Raw genomic sequence first — 15,907 nt, forward strand, 5'->3', positions numbered from 1 at the left:
ACGCTGGTTAACCCGGCTTAGCCGCCGGACGGTGGCGCAGCAGGCGTCACGATGAACGGGCTGTTGAGGATATCCACATCCTTGTAATAGATGTTGGAGTCACCGCCATCGACCAGCATGGCGTCGATAACCCGTTTCGCGGCTGCGCGGTTTTTGCGCCCGACAACCAGCGTGGTCGGCCGGATGCCCAATGGGGAACCATCGGCACGTTGCATCCCCTGAAGGACTTCAACGGCTTTTTCATAGTTCGCCACGTTCAGCTGCGCGCGCGAACCCACGGCGGTTTGCCAGAAACCGAAACCAACGTTGCAGCGACCATCTACCCCATACAGAAACTCATTCTTCAGGAAGGTGTGCTCGCTGTTGAGGTCATCCAGGGAGACGAACTTAAAGGGACGACGGTTTTGGTACAGGATGGGCTTCAGCACTTGAGACTCATCAATCAGGAACCACGGCTCACCCGTCTCGGTACCGTCACCCACGATGTTGCTGTAGGTGCCACCGGCCATCGGGTGGTCAGTGTCGAAGAAGTTCTGGCCGTCAAAGCACAGCGTGTTGAAGCCTGCGACCAACAGCGGGAAGCTCAGCGTGTCCGGGAACTCGCTCACCTGGCGCCCGAACGCCTTGGCAATCACGCTGTATTGGCCAATCTGGTCATCTTCGATGTTTTCGCGCTTCACACGGATGGAGCTTTCCCAGGTCTTGTTGCTGATGGTGTAACCCTGCTGGCTCAGCACGGCGAGCTGGCGGTCGCTAATCCATTCCTTGATGCCCGGTAAATCTGACAACCAGCCGTAGGTGTTGGAGGCGGACCCGCTCGGCACTTCTGTGGCGATACGCAGGTATTGCGGCTCTACGCCTGACAGCCCGGCGGTAAACGCGGCGCTCAGGGAGGTTGTCAGGGCGTGCAAAATCTCTGCATTAGGTGTTGGCATTACGGTTATTCCTCAGTGGCGTTAGGTTTGGCGGCCAGGAACTCCGCCTCGGTGATACCCATGGAACGGCACATGGCCACCTCGGTTTCGGTCAGCGCCTGCTTGTCCTTCTGGCCTGGCTTTTTCGCCGTTTCGGTGTTCACAATCACCGGAGCGGCCTCGGTGAACGCACCGAACTGCTTGCGTCCTTCCTCAGTTCGGCAGGTTGCCAGGTACATATCACGGTTGGCCGGGGCGATTTTGCCTGCGGCAATCGCCGCATCCACCAGGCCTTCCGCGTCTTTCTCTGCGCGTTCTTTCAACGCGGTCTCCGCCGTTTCCGCACGATTGAGCGCCAACTGATGGGTCTCTTTCGGCACCCAGGACGTCAGATCGGGATTTTGCGCACGGTTCAATGCGATCTGTTCGGCGGTCTTCAGGCTCTGGATAGCAGTGACACCGGATTCAACGGTGGCATCTGCGCCCAGGCCCAAAGCTGCCGCAATCAGTTCAGGCAGTTTCATGTCGGTGTTCTCCGAGTTAAGGGCAGGTACAAATAAATTGGGTTTGTTGGTCAGACCGACGCTGGACAATTTCGTGACCAGGCCGCTGGCGGTGAAATGGAATGCCGGACTGTAGTAGAGGTACTTTTTCCCCTGGATGAGCGCAGCCCCCTCGGGGGTCCACTCAACGCGTGCCCAAATTTGATCACCGTCGATTTTCAGGTCGGTGATCCAACCGTAGGCGGGCGCGGGGTCGCCTTGCGGGCCTTTCAGCTCGGTGGCGTGCTCCATATCGAACGGCAGCTTGTTGTATTGCAGCGACGCGGCAATGACGGCTTCCGGTTCGTTGGTGATCCACGAACGGCCATCGCGCCCGGTGAACGAACCGATAGGCAGCATCGGCAGCCATTCAGGCAGCTTGTTGTCAATGGTGTCCGGCAGCTCGAAACAGAGCGCCAGCAATTCAACGGACATGGGGTCATCCACACAAAGAAATCGTATGGACAGTGTGCGGGGGAACGGAGGGAAAGGTGGATTAACCGCTTTCCCTCCAAATGCGGGAGAGAACCGTGTTTAAAACACGTTTAAAAGCGCACAGGAACGTTTAACAAATTTTCTATGCGCCATCGTACCACAGAGCGCGTTAGCGTCACTACGCGCGTTACAGTGAGGCTATCCGCCGGAGTTAGCGACCAGCATCAAAAGCCTGCTGCTTGGCATGGAGCTGACGCTCCAGTGCGGCCTGGCGACTGATGCCGGGGTTGTAGTTCCACCCAGGGTCAATGCCTTCCGGCACCAGTTCCTCCTCGCCAGTGCGCTTGTTCAACCATTTGACGTTCTTGACTGGCGGAGCCTGCGTTTTCAACGGCACCCTGGAGCGACTGACCTGTCCGGTGGGCTGGCCATTACCGTCGTACACTGGCGCAGCCTCTGTGACGCCGTTTTGCACCATCTGGTCATACTCGTATTTGCTGACCTGGCGCACACCGCATTTGCAGCCCCAGCCGTTCGGGCCGATGTGAGTCAACCAGAACGGGTGATCGACAGGCAGGCAAGTGTTGGCCCATTGGAGATGATCCACGCGGTGCTCCCTGGACGGCCCCAGGGTATAAATCAGGTACGGCATCGCGCGCTTGGTTCGCTCAATACGCTGCCACTGCCCGGCGCTGCGGGCGGTGCGCATGTTGGTGTTGTAGATAGTGCGCAGGCGGCTATCGCTGCCGAGCTGCACGACGCGGGTTTCGCCGGTCAACGGGTCGTCCATCTCCCGTACTCCCCACCATCCGCGTTTGACCAACAGCGGCTCCAATACTTTCTGAAAGTCGCGGAAGGTCTGGCCCTCGGCCAGCGCCTGGGTGACCAGGGCTTTCACATCGCTGAGCAAATCGAGCTGCGTCATCTTCGCCACGGTAAATGCGGCGCTGTGTTCCTCCAGCCACACATCACGATAATCAAAGCCAGGTTTAAGCTTTTTGGCCTTGAACCAGGTCAAGGCCTCCTTAGGGACAATGTCGTTATCAGCCATCGTTCATATCTCCCAGGCCGCGCGCCTTGAAGCACAGTTGCGTCAACCCTTCGATAAACTCGCTGGCATCCAGGCTGGCTTGCAGCTCCGGCAATCGCGCCAGGAACTCTTCATAGCTGCCAACCTCATTGACCAGTGCTAATACCGGATTGGTGAACGCCGTGCCAACGCGCTGCCAGTCGTTGATCCCCTCGTTGGCCAACAGGTCAATATCATCCGGTGCCGACTCGCGATTCAACGCCAACTGTTCGCGGTTAAGGGCGGGCAACATGGCATAGCCACTCTGGCTCCCGGCAGGTTGCAGGATATCGGAACCTTCTTCCGGCTCGTCCAGGCCAAACTTGTCACGCAGCGCCGACGACTGGATCTTCATCCCTCGGTCAATCAGCGGAACCAGCGCCTCCACCATGGCCTTCAGGTCTTCCGGCTCATTGATACGCAAGCAGACTTTCGGGTAATTGGCCTGCGGGCCATAGTTGAGCATGATGAATGGTCGCACCAGGAACTCATTGAGGGTGTTCTCCAGTTGGCGAGCATCCCACCTGGCGATATCCATGCGCACCCGGTCATGCACGTTGGCCTGGCTCTGACTGCTGCCGTTGTCGGTGGTCATCGTCTGCCCGAGAACCGCCTTACTGGTCTGCGCGTCACACCATTCCGCCATGCCCTTGAACAAGTCGCCGCCGCCCTGGCGGCTGGCGGTCTCGACCATGTCCACCTGCATGGTGGACGGGATGGCGCACCCGGCATCGGAAGCCAGAGACGCGATGGCGTCAATCAGGGTCTGAATATCTTCAGCGCTGGCGTTGTTACCATATTTGCCGATGGTGATCGGCAAACCGAACTTCTCACCGAACGCCCACCAGTCGCGCACCGTGAATGACTTCAGCATATACATGACCGCCACCAGACGCGCCAGACCGTTGCGCAGCGGCAAGCCGGATTTAAGGCGGGGCTGATGGATGATGTATTTGTACGCGGCCAACGGCTCGCCGTTGAACGGCTCCGCTTCGGTCAACACATGCACCTGGCGCAGCGTATCCGCGTCCATCTTGAGGAAGCGTGGATCAACCCAGGAATAATCACGCGGCATCCATGGCACGGTTGAGGTGTCCCAAAGGATCTCCGCCACACCAATGCCTTTACCCAACCCGTCAAGCAGGTCAAACAGCAGCTCAGGGAGCTGCGGGCGCTCAATCATCACGCGGACAGCATCGGCCAGCTCGACGTCGCGCGCATCATCGCTGGCGGCCTCGACCGTCGGGATAATACCGGCGACGGTGAGCTTGCGGGTGCGCAGCACGCTGGAGTAGTGGAGATCGCGCTCCTCCATCTCTTCGGCCAAGATGAAATAATCCAGCGCATTGCCGTCAGCCGCGTTGCGCAGCACCCCCGCCAGGCGTTGCGGTGTGATGGTGCTGGCGACGCTGATACCGGCGTTGGCACGGCGGGTACCGGTGGCGCGGGCGCGGGTTTGTTCTTCCTTCAGCAGGTCTTGACTTACCTCTACCTTGTCACCGGTGGCGGGGTGAAACAGGTTACGGATGGCTCCGGTCAGCTTGTTTAACATTACAACAGCCCTCGTTGATTTTTCAGCCCGCGCGTGATGCGCATTTGGCGGCGCTCATCGCGCTCCTCCGGCCGTTCGGGTTGATTGAGTCGGTGCAGCTCATAACGGCGGCAATCCTCTTTACTGGCCAGATAGGCCAGGAAAATAGCATAGGCGCTGTCACCGTGCCGCTTGTGGCCATCGCTGCCGGTATTCTCCCGGTCATCGATACCCGGCACGCCGCGCAAGACGACAATCTGTCCCAGGTCGTTGACAACATCCTCATGCTTCGGCACGACTAGTTCATCGTCTTCAAACGCTGCCTTGAAGCGCGGCATGTTCTCGCGGTAGTGGGCGACAGACGGCATCACAACTTCCACTTCGGCCCCGTAGCGTTCGGCGGCCTGCTCGGCCAGGTAGTTGCCGTTGCCGCGCCCATCAAGCTTGATGCCGTCACGATGCGGCAGACGGTCGCAGATGAAGAACAGCGCCTGCTCCTGCTGCTTGTAGGGGACGTTCGCCAACTCGACCAGGAACGGCACCGTTCGCGTGGTGTCATCGTTGATAGTGATCGGCGCAAAGACCGTCAGGTGACCGGAGCGCGCGAAGTCTTCGCCCAGCGCGTGGCGTTTATCGGGGAGCTGGTTAAGTACCGGCAGCACGGTGTTCTCCAGCCATTCCCGCATATCCAGCGCCCGCATCCCTTCCGGCAGAGCGTTGAACTCCGCCGAGCCGGTAAAGCGCAGAACGGGGCCGTCACCGCGTGCGGCACGCTCTCGGATTGAGCGGGCCAGGTAGGTGCCGCTGCCGTTCTTCGGTACGCAATAGTATTCCTCCAGCGCGTCATCTTGCGTGGCGGTATCACGCAACAGATCGGCTTTCCATTGGTCTTCGGCGGGCTGGCTCCATTCGCGCTTTTTCACCTGGCAGATGCGCTTGTACAAGCCATCGCGGCACGCATCATCCAGGGTGATGGTATGAACGGAATAGCGTTTCTTCCCGGCGCGACTGTCCTGGATCAACTCGTTGAACAGATTGTCCGTGCCGTTATGGGTGCTGATAAGGCGGACTTTTGCGCCCCACATGGTGAGCGCCAGCGCCGCCTTCAGCACCTCCGCCAGGCGTTCATGGAACGCCGCTTCGTCGATGGTCACGTTGCCTTGCATACCGCGCAGGTTGCTGGGATTGCTGGACAGCGCCTGCACCTTGAACCCGCTGGCGAAGTAGATGACAAACGTCAGAATGTCCTTATCGTCATCGGCCAGGACTTCTTCGCAAACGTCAGCCGCTGCCAGGTCGTAGGCTTTGGCCCACATCGCCGCCGCATCGATAAACTCGCGTGCCATCTCCTTGTTGGAGCCGACGTAAAAGTGGTTGGTGCCACCGGCGGTTTTGGCTTTCGATGCCGTTAAAGCGGCGTCTGCCGCTTCCGCCCAGGTGATACCGGTTCGGCGGGATTTCTCCGCAATCTTCAGCGGTGAGTCGTCGGCGATCCAGCGCCGCTGATAACCAAGGAGGACTTCGTTTTCATCGAAGTCCTCCCCGCCGTTAATGCCGGTCGCAATGGCGTTTAAGCTGGCTGTTAGCATCATGCAATCCCCAATATCTGGCGTTTGATATCTGCTGCCTTATCCGCAGACAGTCCCGCCTGAGACACGATTTTCTCCGCTGTGGCCGCCGCTTCTTCCGCGAATGCCTGGCGGATCTCTTTCTCGCGTTTGTGGCTGACCATCTGCGCGGCCTCGATACGCTGCGCGACCAATGCCAATTGGCCTAGCGCCTTAGGCTCAACGGTTTTCTCGGTCTCGGCCAATGCCATTGACGTTTCAAACGCCAGGGTTTTCACAAACTCCATCAACAATTTGCCGACGTCAGACGTCGGCGCGGAACCCAGCTTGGCAGCCCAAATTTCCGCCATCTCGCGGGAGGCGCGAATTTTGGAGCCGATGGCCTCCATGCGGCTGGCGTAGCGATTCAGGCCGGTACGGCTGAGCTGCATGTCGTCCGGCAACTCATGCTGGTCAATCAGCGCGTTGATAGCCTCGCGGATTTCTTCCTGGGTATGGCGTTTGTCGCGCAGCATCTGGTGCAGCGCATCACGGATGCTTTCCGGCAACAGGTCAATCTTTGACGGACGGCCACGGGTCGGCTTGTCATCGGCCATGCTTCGTTCTCCAGGCAGATATCTGCGCTTTACGCTCTTTGCCAATGGCCCGTCGTAGCGTATCCATGGCGCGCTTGTAAGATGGGTTGTTGTTCAAGAACGTGTTGGTGAAGCTGTCTGGTGACTCCCGGTCATAGGTTTTGCCGGTGGCCTTCTCAAAGGCTGGCGCAACCACATCGGACTCAATCTCCAGACAGACCATAACGGCGGCAAGGTGGTGGATCAGCCGCCGTTGTGCATCGGTATAGGGCTTAAGCTTTGCCATCCGTTACCCCCGTGCCCGTGGCTTTTTGACACCAGGCACGACGGCCCGGCCGTTGGCCACATCGTCGCCGCGTCCGGTGATCGTCGCGACATAACATCCGGCCACATCGCGCAGACTGACAAGTCGCTGCTCCGCCAGCCAGGCCAGATGCGTCCGTACCACATCACGGGATGTACTGTGCCCATACGCCTCAAGGCAGGTTTGCAGCACGGATTCGTTCGCGCTGTCACCGCACTCCAGCAAGGAACGCAGGATGACCAGTCGCTGATCGCTATCAAGAATTTCTCGCATGGCCATGGCCTCACTTATCCTTCAATTCGTTTTCCAGTAGGAGATCGCTGACGTGTTTCACCTGGCGAATGGCCGGGCCGAGTTCTCGTAGGTCTCCCCGTAAATTGCTCATTTCAAGCTGCAACTGGTGCAGGTCTTTTTGACTCGGTAGCCCGGCGATGGTGTTCTCCATCGATTGCAGACGTGTGCGGAACAACTCCAGCTCCTCACGCTTCACATAAGTTTTGGCGAGCAGTAACTGGATCACGTTGACGGCAGACATGAACAACGCCCAAATGATGGCCCAGTTGCCTTTAACGACTTCCCAATCCACGTTGGGCCTCCCGTTGCTCTCTGATTTGTTGGCAGGTCATGCAGCAGACAGCATCAGGTAACGACGCCAGCCGCCGCGCAGGAATGTCGTCACCGCAGTCATTGCAATAGCCATACTCGACAGGCGCCTCTTTAACCCGGTTTAAATGGGTATTTAACGCTCGCTTACGGTCTTCCATTTCCAGTTCGCTGGCGCGGTCGAACGCATCACCCATTACTTCACCACCGGCAGTTTGTGCTTGCTGGACTTGCTGAAGCGGGCGAACCCATCCAGCGTGCGGAAACCGAGATACCCCAGTGCCGGGGTCGCCAACATCAGGGCGATATCCCAATCCGGTGCAGGCATCGTCAGCGCATGACCGACAGCAGTGGCAATAGCCGCCGCTTGCTGTCCGACAGCCAGCAACAACACATAAGCGATGGAGCTGTAGAGTGACAGACGCGCCATCAACGGGCGGGTGCGGCGCACATAGTCATCAACGGCGTTGTCACCGTTGCGGATAGTTTCCTGCTGTTCGTGGTGGGCTGCCTGCTGATCGGCAAACCGGTTACGTTCACGTTCGGCCTGGATCTTCTCCAGCTCAGTCTTGAGTGACTCGAGCTGCACGAACTGCTCCGGCGGGAGTGACGCCAGCTTCTGCTCCAGGACGCGCTGGCGGTCCTGCGGGTTGACCGCACTGTTGACGGCTTCCACCATCCCGGCGACGGTGTCCGCTGTCTTGGCTGAGGCACTGCCGAACAAACCGCCGACGGCACGCAGCACGGATGGACCGGCTTTCATCAGCACCCCGGCAACGGTAGACACGGTTATTGGATCCACGGCAGCAGCCCCTTATAGCAAGCCAGACGTACAGCCAGCAGGCCGGTGGCAAAGGCCAGCAACTGGATACCGCCGAATGGCGCGATGAAGAAAGCCACCATCCCCAGGAAGTTACCGAGGGTGCTAAGCAATACGGAAAGCATCTCCCGGTGGGAAAATGCATTGCTTTTGTCCTCAAGCCAAATCCCCAGGTAAGCCAAGCCACCGCCGAGCAGCGCCAGCAGCCAATACCACAATGAGGCCTGCGGTAATCCGGTGGCCAGAATCAGGGAGATCAACAGCAAGATGCCGACCAACCAGGCAGAGTTAACGATGTTGTTCACGGTGTTCATGGTTATCACGGTGTTGTTCCTTGTAACGCTGGCACTGCCAGGCAATATCGCGTGGGCCGACGGACTCCCAGCCCTTCATGTAAAAGCTGGCATGAGTGCCGTCACAGCCCCGGTAGTTCACCGGCTCCGGTTTTGGGCCACCGGCCATGCGGTGGAGCACCTCTTTTTTGAGGCGATCGCGGCGGCCCTGGCGCATCGACTCATCCCAGCCTTTACCCATGGTGATTAGTTCCGAGCGACCGACGCCGAGCCGCCGACGACTTCCCATGCGGTATTCGCCACACTGTCCAGGCGGTTGAACCAACCGTTGAGATATTTACCCTGGGACGGATTGGACTTGATGATGTCGGCGTAGTAGCGGGCGCGGTAGACCAGGAAACGGGCCAGCAGCCATTCAGGGTCGGCACTGACAACGGCGGCTCTGGTTTTGGGACCAATGATGCCGTCAGCGGTTACACCTGCTGCCGACTGCAACATGGCGATGGCTTTCTTGACGCCATGCTGAACGGCGGCATCAAAGACCAACAGCGAGATGCCGTCCGGCCAGTCCGGGCAGTAGGCTGGATACCAGTAATCGCGGAAATAAATCTGACTGGCTTGTTCGAGGGTCAAGTCTTTGATGCGTGTGTCGGGCTTGCCGTCACCGTTAACGTCGGTCATGCCGTCGGCGATGCCATCGCGCTTGTCGGAAATGCCGTACTTGGTCTCACCGCCCTTGTCGGCAGGGTCATTGACGTAGCCGCCTTCTTTGCCCAGGACAAAAGCAACGGCGTGGGTAAACGCTGGGGTAGGATTGAACTGACTCACATTTGCACCTCTGGAAAGCTCGCTGTAAGAAATAAGCTGAGGCTTCCATAGTGCGACAGGCGTAAAAAAAGCCGGATTTACCGGCTTCCATTAAATCAACAGAGATTAGATGAACAAGATGTCTCTAAATGAGAACATCAGCAGAGCCGAGGTTATCAGGAAAAGAATAATAAAACCTGTACTCTTGTCAGTATCAACTGGGTTATCTATTGCTGATGTGATTAACGCTTTTCGGCGCACCAGATAAATAAAGAACATGAAAATGAATAGAGAACCAACCCCCCAAACTATAGGGGACAACCCCGTACTGTAGCCTTTGCTGTGTCCTTCTTTAATTTTATAAACACCAACTTTATGATTCGCTGCATCGTTAAATACCCAAAATGCACAAACGATTATCACCAAATTGACAAAAATAACACCTGCCATTTCTTACTCCATATCCAGAGATAGTTGCCTTTTCCCGACTTCAAGCTTACGCATCCGCTTGATGGCTTTATACACCGTTTTGTATGTGACATGGTATTTTTCTACAAGCTCATGAACATTGTCTCCAGTGAAATCACGCCAGATTCGCATATCACGAACAAGGTATTCTAACGCCTGGCCTCGTGGAAAATACACCTGCATACCGCCAATCTGTTTACTGATGGCTACAACCAGCTCAAGCGAATGGCGTGGGTCATAGCCTAATCGTACCAATTCAGTACGGAGCAGCGCGTTAAGCTCGGCTAATAGTGCAGGAAAACGACTGCCTTCATCGGCGTCGTCAAGATGGCTCAGCAGACTATCATCCTGGTCGTCGTCGAAAAGTTCAAGGTTATCAGCCATGGTTTCCCCCTCCATTACGTTCCAGCCACTCTGCACCGCCAGGCAATTTTGACACGTCCTGACCCAGGCGGTGCATATGGGCTAGATAATCGTCGCGGCTCTTATCCTGGTCAGTCTCACGCTTGCTTTCGTCGCGTTCACGTGCAGCGATATTGCTGGTCTGCGCGAACATCTGTTCAGAAGTGCGGTAAACCTCCCGCAAATAGCTGTGGCCACTCAGCGGCTTTTTGTCACCCTTGATGCGCTTTGCCCGTATACGCTCAACGGTTTCGCTCAGGGCATGGGTCAGCACTCGACCCGGCTGATGCTGTGCAAGCACTTCGTTGATGAGTTTCACAGCCCGAGAATGGGACAGGTTCGACTTCTCCGGGCGGAATAACCCTATATACGCCACCATCGCTTTGGCTGCTCCCCCCGGCAGTTTGGTTAACAACGTCAGCAACTCACGCCCAGCGTCGTCTTCCAGGATGGCGTCGAGATGCAAATCAGAATGACAGACAGGACAGCGGCCTAGCTTCATAGTGAATCCTCGTAAGCATCAAAGATAATGTCATAGCTCCGTGCCTCTTCACCGGTCAGCGGGTGTTGCGGGCGGGGCTTCTTGCGGGCGTCCAGCGTTGCCAGCATCATGCGGATATGCCATTGCTTCAGGCATTCCAGCACACGAAACGCCAGATAGCCGTCGAGCCAGCCCACCTCATCTACACCGGCACCGCCATTGAGCTGGCGACTCATGCGCTTGACGTAGTTGTTCAATGCGGTCTCTTCACCGCTTTCGACAAAGCCGTGACGGTGCATGGTGGCCCAGATGGCTCGAAGCTTGCTGATCTCCTCCACACGCGGTGCGCCCTTGGCGTTCTCACGCACACGCTTTGTGGTTTTCTTGAAGCTACGTTTGAACCCTTTACCTTGTAGCTCGGCATAGACGTCACGCAGCTCCATAACCGACATCTGGCTGCAACTGGTTTTCCCGTTTGCGGTGTTCGCCAGCAACGCACGATAGGCATCGTCAGGGATACTCAGCTTTCCCTTGGCTACATGAATCAATCGGATTAATTGCGGTTTATTCATATTAACTCCGAACCCATAAAATAAAGATTAAGCCCAAGGCCCAAAAGCATAATGAAGCGGCGAAAGTACAAATCCAGGCTGTCCGTTTCATTTCTGTCCTCCTCGATTTAGGCGTGAGTGCCCCCTGGCGCGACCACGCCTGATGAATTTGTTGAATTAATTAAACTGGGATAAGTGCAGTTACTTTGACGAAATATGGCGCTTTGTTTATTTCAACAACAGTGCCAGATTTTTTAAAGTCTCGTGCAGGCCCCAGTGTTTTAACCAGAATGAATAAAATTTCCTGTTCAGGCTGATATCGAAATACCGCCCCGATTTTATGCTGCCGATTAAACTCGTTGGCACTGACTGTCTTCATATCAGACCCCGGCAATATCTAGGCTAATTTGCTCGTACTTGCCGTTTGGCTGCCGCTCGTAAATCCGCAGGTACTGACTGGTACCTGTGACCCGGATAGAATCGGCGATGGCGTCCATCGCCTCTTGCCAGCGTGCGTCATCGATTTCAACCTGTCGCAGACCCAACACTTCATTCACATCAATGCGGCCTTGCTTGTTGACGCGAAAAGCATGGTCCACCAGCGCTTTCAGGTTGTCATTCGCACCGTCAGACCAGGCGATGACACAGTCATCAATCAGCTTTTTCGCCGCCTGAATGCGCTCATCGAAAACGCGGTGGTCACCCACGGCGCGCAGGATTTTGAACTGTCCGTCAAAACTCGGCAAGGTGACGTTGCCCTTGGTACCACCATACTCCACGCCGTACTCCTTCGATGACAGGTCAGTAAAATCACCGATTTTTTGCATGGAAGCGGTCTTGAAATCTACCATCGCCTGGCGCAATACCTTGGCGGCTTCGACGATGTCCAGTACGACATCGTCACGGAGCTTATCGACCGGGCGGATCAAGTCCTCGGGAACCAGATAACCCTGGGCGTTTTTGCGGTAGCCGGTTTGTTCAATTTCTTTATTCATGACGTTCACCTTTAATTAAATCTGCGTGTCGTTTGTTAGCAAGATTATAAAAATCAATTAATGCATCCATCGCTGAATGCTGGTCATCAGCTTCCGGTACGCCCGGAACCAACAGTTGCTCATTGGTACGGGAGTGTCGGGCTAATACCTCAATGACTTTTTTTACTTCTTTTTCTTGCCCAATGAGAATTGGCAATGCGCCACCAGGGAGAGTGCTGCCAAACTCGATTAAGCCGCTAGCCCAGGCATAGGCGATAAATTTCATGAGTTACCTCCAGTAAATAATGCAGCCCTGAATGGTGGCAGCAGAGATTGCGTGATAGTTGTGCGCTTTGCGCTTCAGGTCAGCATCAGGCGCGGCCACCTCGACAATGGGGTGTGAACGAGTGACGTTCACATGTTTGATTTCGACGTTGCGGCGTTGCAACCAGCCCAGTGCGTTTACCAACTTGGTCGGGTTAATCATGGTGTTAGCCTCTCAACAGGGTGGAAACATCAACATCCAAATCCAGATCGCGGAAGGCTTTCAGGATGTAGCTTTCGTTCACGGACTCACCGGCCCCGTGGGCGGTCATAGCAGCAAGGCGCAGGGAATGACTGAGGATGCGCAGCGCTCCCGGCTTCTGAGCAATTTGTTGCAGCAACTCCCGCTCTTTCTCACCATGGATGTGCCAGGCATCAGCAATAGCAGCCACATCCGCCTTTTTGGTTTTGTTGATGGCGACACGTTTGGCGATACGGGAGAACAGACGGGCGAACTCCACGGTGCGGTTGCCGCCGGTCATGTTGGAATAGACACGATGGTTTCCCATCAGCACCAGTCCGACACGTGTGGCTTCCTGCATCAGTCGCAGTTCTTCGAGGGTTTCAGCACCCAGGTGGTCGGCCTCATCGATGATGATGAGGCCCTGTGTACCCTCCAGGCGACGACGCAGCGCACGCGCCAGCGGCCCCTTACGGCGCGGGGCATCGTTCATGCCCAGTTCATAGGCTAACTCGGTCAGGCACTCAAGCACGCTGGCACAGGCTGGCGTGATGGTAATCATCCAAACGTTGTCGTTGCTGCGGCGGTATTCCCGCGCAGACTCAGACTTACCGACGCCAGGGTTACCGCAGACCACGCCGATGCATTCCGTCAGGTGTGCATAGCGGAAGGCTGTCCATATCTGCTTGACGGTCGGCGTCTCAATAAAGCGCGGAGGCTCCGGCAATTCGGCTACTGTGTGTTGCTTCTCGACCCAGCGCTGAATAGCCTTTTCCACACGGTCATTATCCCCGGCGTATTTGTTATTCATAAAGCCACTGACCACACTGGTAGACAGGCCGATTTCACGTGCCATACGGGCGAAAGTTACGCGCTCACCATCCACCAAGTTGCGGACAGCCTCGCGAATATCAGTAATATTCACTTCAGACATAATTAACTCCATTATTTGAACTGTATTTAATTGCTGTTAAATCGCGTTCTTGCGCTTATTTGATTCAAGAATATCCAGCGAGTTATTGAGATATTCATCTTCGCTGTACTCAGCATCCTCCACGTCTGCCAGCATCACAGGTGCTGTTCGTCGCACCGGTTTATAGACATTGCCTGGAAGCCAGTCCTGCTCTGCCGGTGCTGCCAGCGTATGCACGTTCTCAGCTTCAGCCAGGCGGACCTTCTCTTCTCCACGCTGCCGCATCCCTTTGATACGTTGTTGACGCTGGTGATATTCGGCAGTAACCGGGAATGCCTGCTGTTTGTTGCCATCCCAAATGGCTTCGCAAATAAACGAACCATCCAGGCGACGGACGATAACCTTTGAGGCATCATGCAGGTCATAATTCACCAGCACCTGATTACCGTGTTCATTGTTTAACTCGGGTGAGTAATAGAAGTTATTAAATAACCGAACTTCGCAGCGGCTTACATGACGCTCAATCTGTGGCATAAACATCTCACGCAGCTCCAGGTCAGACAGCCATTCGATCGCCGTGGCTTCTTTTTCCAACTTGTAGCGACGGAACTGCGCCGGAGTGAAGTGTTCGCCATCACCACGCAGGGGCAAAGAGTCGTGGGGGCGGTTGTTGTACCACTCTACGCCAGCCTTAATGGCATCAATCAGCGCCTCCCATGACGGCAGATCACGCAGGGTTTTCTCTTGTTTTGCGCTCAGTTCTTTACCCTTATTGGCAGCATTCGTTGCCGATTGCAGGGCCTTTGTCATGCGACGAACGGTGCTACGGTCTGCGCCGGTGCCGTAATAGGTGGCAAACTGGCGGGAGATGCGCATAGCCAATGAGCGGTTGAGTCGCTCAATGATGCCGCGACCCTGCGGATTCTCAGGGATACCCAGGCGGTGATCGATTCCCAGGCGGGGTAAAATACCGGTCAGCTCAGCATCGAAGGTGTTGTTGGTTTCACCGCCGCCGTTATCGGAGTAGTACAGGAAAGGCTTCCCGTGATTTTTGATGCCGTGGCGCAGCGCATCAGCAACGGCAATGACACTTTCCGACAGCGCCAGACTCCACCCGACAATAAAGCGACAGCTACCATCCAAAATGAACGTCACCTCTGGAGAGAACGGGTTGCCGTGGTCAGGGTGGGCAACCTTCATTTTCATGCCGTGACCGTCACCAATCCAGACGTAATTCACCGGCAGCGACTCCCAGTCACGGCGAATAAACCCCTCATACTGACGGAATTCACTGCCGGTGATGCGACCTTTTTGTTTGACGACAACAGGTAACTTATTCATGGCATAGCACACCTGATCATAAGAGGGGATGGCAGCGCGCATCAGGAGATCATCCTGATATCGCTCGACCCACTCCTTTGCGAAATCATCATAGGCTTCTTGAATGCCGCGCCCATCCGGTCGGCGATAGAAGCTAAGGAACTCGGGCAACCACTTGATTTCCTCCGGTTTAACGACTTGACGCTTACCGGGAGCAAGCAACAGCAGGCGCTCAGCGGCAGAACTCGTTTTATTGAAGTCTGCCACCCAGCGTTTGAGGGAGATTTCGCTCAGGGAGCGTGATGTTCCTTTCTTGGCATTTGCGGCGGCGGCCGCATTAGCCAGGCGTTCAGGCAACTCGCTTGCCTGAGCTTGACGCACGATCTCCCGGATAGCTTTGGCACGGCTGAATCCCGGCAAATCCCCGAGACGCATCACCTCAACAACCAGGGCCATACGGGCATCAGCGGTTTGGCGTTGGGCTGCCGTCAGAGTGTTCAGTTTCTGCTCCAGCAACGCCGGACACTTACGATAGACCGCGATTTTACTTTCGTCAGCGCCTTTGGCACGGGGTGCAGCCGGAGACTGAGGTTTCGCCGCTGGAAGTTCTTTTGCGGAATCGTTCATCAGTTCTTTAATCTGGCGTGCCCGCAGCGATTGCTGCGCAACATCCGGCAGGCAATCGATGTGATATTCGAAAGCCTTGCTGCCGGTACGCTTGCGCACAAGTGACTCTGAACCGGCAGAGAATCGGCACAGCGCTTCTCTGATGCCTTTCGCCGTTTTTGGCAGGCCTGGAATACCGACCAACTCCTTAGCAACAAAGAACATG

Annotated in this window: 24 protein-coding genes; all 24 read right to left on the minus strand. The window is 56.1% G+C overall.

Annotation, left to right across the window (positions count from 1 at the left end; all coding sequences use genetic code 11):
• Positions 1-17 precede the first annotated feature (17 nt).
• The 24 genes from N6G83_RS11300 to N6G83_RS11415 all read right to left on the minus strand — a co-directional run bounded on the left by N6G83_RS11300 (position 18) and on the right by N6G83_RS11415 (position 15,906).
• A complete protein-coding gene (locus N6G83_RS11300; RefSeq protein WP_110663218.1) occupies positions 18-935 on the minus strand; it encodes a Mu-like prophage major head subunit gpT family protein in 918 nt (305 codons plus the stop codon).
• 5 nt (positions 936-940) lie between these two features.
• The gene (locus N6G83_RS11305; protein ID WP_110663220.1) at positions 941-1,891 is read right to left on the minus strand and encodes a phage protease; all 951 of its coding nucleotides are present in this window, start codon (positions 1,889-1,891) and stop codon (positions 941-943) included.
• Positions 1,892-2,102: 211 nt separating this feature from the next.
• Positions 2,103-2,942 (minus strand): phage minor head protein, encoded by an 840-nt coding sequence (locus N6G83_RS11310; protein WP_110663222.1) that lies wholly within the window; start codon positions 2,940-2,942, stop codon positions 2,103-2,105.
• Complete coding sequence (locus N6G83_RS11315) at positions 2,935-4,512, minus strand: DUF935 domain-containing protein (RefSeq protein WP_110663224.1); 1,578 nt, start codon at positions 4,510-4,512, stop codon at positions 2,935-2,937. The genes N6G83_RS11310 and N6G83_RS11315 overlap by 8 nt, the downstream gene beginning before the upstream one ends.
• The gene (locus N6G83_RS11320) at positions 4,512-6,080 is read right to left on the minus strand and encodes a hypothetical protein (RefSeq protein WP_260515340.1); all 1,569 of its coding nucleotides are present in this window, start codon (positions 6,078-6,080) and stop codon (positions 4,512-4,514) included. Before N6G83_RS11320 ends, N6G83_RS11315 begins: the two co-directional genes overlap by 1 nt.
• The gene (locus tag N6G83_RS11325) at positions 6,080-6,655 is read right to left on the minus strand and encodes a DUF3486 family protein (RefSeq protein WP_060446308.1); all 576 of its coding nucleotides are present in this window, start codon (positions 6,653-6,655) and stop codon (positions 6,080-6,082) included. Before N6G83_RS11325 ends, N6G83_RS11320 begins: the two co-directional genes overlap by 1 nt.
• Positions 6,645-6,920, minus strand: a complete 276-nt coding sequence (locus N6G83_RS11330) for a hypothetical protein (protein ID WP_085286434.1) — start codon at positions 6,918-6,920, stop codon at positions 6,645-6,647. Before N6G83_RS11330 ends, N6G83_RS11325 begins: the two co-directional genes overlap by 11 nt.
• Before the next feature lie 3 nt (positions 6,921-6,923).
• Positions 6,924-7,211: a hypothetical protein gene (locus tag N6G83_RS11335; RefSeq protein WP_060430912.1), complete on the minus strand. Its 288-nt coding sequence runs from the start codon at positions 7,209-7,211 to the stop codon at positions 6,924-6,926.
• 10 nt (positions 7,212-7,221) lie between these two features.
• Positions 7,222-7,524 carry a DUF2730 domain-containing protein gene (locus N6G83_RS11340; protein ID WP_060430672.1) on the minus strand — a complete coding sequence of 101 codons (303 nt, stop codon included), beginning with the start codon at positions 7,522-7,524 and terminating at the stop codon, positions 7,222-7,224.
• Positions 7,505-7,738: a TraR/DksA family transcriptional regulator gene (locus N6G83_RS11345; RefSeq protein ID WP_072270004.1), complete on the minus strand. Its 234-nt coding sequence runs from the start codon at positions 7,736-7,738 to the stop codon at positions 7,505-7,507. Before N6G83_RS11345 ends, N6G83_RS11340 begins: the two co-directional genes overlap by 20 nt.
• The gene (locus N6G83_RS11350) at positions 7,738-8,343 is read right to left on the minus strand and encodes a hypothetical protein (protein ID WP_110663142.1); all 606 of its coding nucleotides are present in this window, start codon (positions 8,341-8,343) and stop codon (positions 7,738-7,740) included. Before N6G83_RS11350 ends, N6G83_RS11345 begins: the two co-directional genes overlap by 1 nt.
• A complete protein-coding gene (locus N6G83_RS11355; protein ID WP_139156054.1) occupies positions 8,331-8,684 on the minus strand; it encodes a hypothetical protein in 354 nt (117 codons plus the stop codon). The genes N6G83_RS11350 and N6G83_RS11355 overlap by 13 nt, the downstream gene beginning before the upstream one ends.
• On the minus strand, positions 8,650-8,895 hold the full coding sequence (locus tag N6G83_RS11360; RefSeq protein ID WP_080490567.1) for a hypothetical protein: 246 nt from the start codon (positions 8,893-8,895) through the stop codon (positions 8,650-8,652). The genes N6G83_RS11355 and N6G83_RS11360 overlap by 35 nt, the downstream gene beginning before the upstream one ends.
• Before the next feature lie 5 nt (positions 8,896-8,900).
• Positions 8,901-9,482, minus strand: a complete 582-nt coding sequence (locus N6G83_RS11365; RefSeq protein WP_110663145.1) for a glycoside hydrolase family 108 protein — start codon at positions 9,480-9,482, stop codon at positions 8,901-8,903.
• 105 nt (positions 9,483-9,587) lie between these two features.
• Complete coding sequence (locus tag N6G83_RS11370; protein ID WP_060446312.1) at positions 9,588-9,911, minus strand: hypothetical protein; 324 nt, start codon at positions 9,909-9,911, stop codon at positions 9,588-9,590.
• Positions 9,912-9,914: 3 nt separating this feature from the next.
• Positions 9,915-10,313, minus strand: a complete 399-nt coding sequence (locus N6G83_RS11375; protein ID WP_060446337.1) for a Mor transcription activator family protein — start codon at positions 10,311-10,313, stop codon at positions 9,915-9,917.
• Positions 10,306-10,833, minus strand: a complete 528-nt coding sequence (locus N6G83_RS11380; RefSeq protein WP_110663147.1) for a hypothetical protein — start codon at positions 10,831-10,833, stop codon at positions 10,306-10,308. The genes N6G83_RS11375 and N6G83_RS11380 overlap by 8 nt, the downstream gene beginning before the upstream one ends.
• Positions 10,830-11,384: a gp16 family protein gene (locus N6G83_RS11385; protein WP_060446314.1), complete on the minus strand. Its 555-nt coding sequence runs from the start codon at positions 11,382-11,384 to the stop codon at positions 10,830-10,832. Before N6G83_RS11385 ends, N6G83_RS11380 begins: the two co-directional genes overlap by 4 nt.
• A 160-nt stretch (positions 11,385-11,544) precedes the next feature.
• On the minus strand, positions 11,545-11,742 hold the full coding sequence (locus tag N6G83_RS11390; protein ID WP_110663149.1) for a hypothetical protein: 198 nt from the start codon (positions 11,740-11,742) through the stop codon (positions 11,545-11,547).
• Position 11,743: 1 nt separating this feature from the next.
• Positions 11,744-12,358: a DUF3164 family protein gene (locus N6G83_RS11395; protein WP_110157975.1), complete on the minus strand. Its 615-nt coding sequence runs from the start codon at positions 12,356-12,358 to the stop codon at positions 11,744-11,746.
• Entirely contained in the window at positions 12,351-12,623 is a 273-nt protein-coding gene (locus N6G83_RS11400; RefSeq protein WP_110663151.1) for a host nuclease inhibitor protein, read from the minus strand. Before N6G83_RS11400 ends, N6G83_RS11395 begins: the two co-directional genes overlap by 8 nt.
• A 3-nt stretch (positions 12,624-12,626) precedes the next feature.
• Positions 12,627-12,824, minus strand: a complete 198-nt coding sequence (locus tag N6G83_RS11405; RefSeq protein WP_110663153.1) for a hypothetical protein — start codon at positions 12,822-12,824, stop codon at positions 12,627-12,629.
• Positions 12,825-12,828: 4 nt separating this feature from the next.
• Entirely contained in the window at positions 12,829-13,776 is a 948-nt protein-coding gene (locus N6G83_RS11410; protein ID WP_060430653.1) for an AAA family ATPase, read from the minus strand.
• A gap of 36 nt (positions 13,777-13,812) precedes the next feature.
• Entirely contained in the window at positions 13,813-15,906 is a 2,094-nt protein-coding gene (locus N6G83_RS11415) for a Mu transposase C-terminal domain-containing protein (protein ID WP_110663155.1), read from the minus strand.
• Position 15,907: the final 1 nt, after the last annotated feature.

It is taken from the genome of Serratia sp. PL7, from assembly GCF_945957435.1.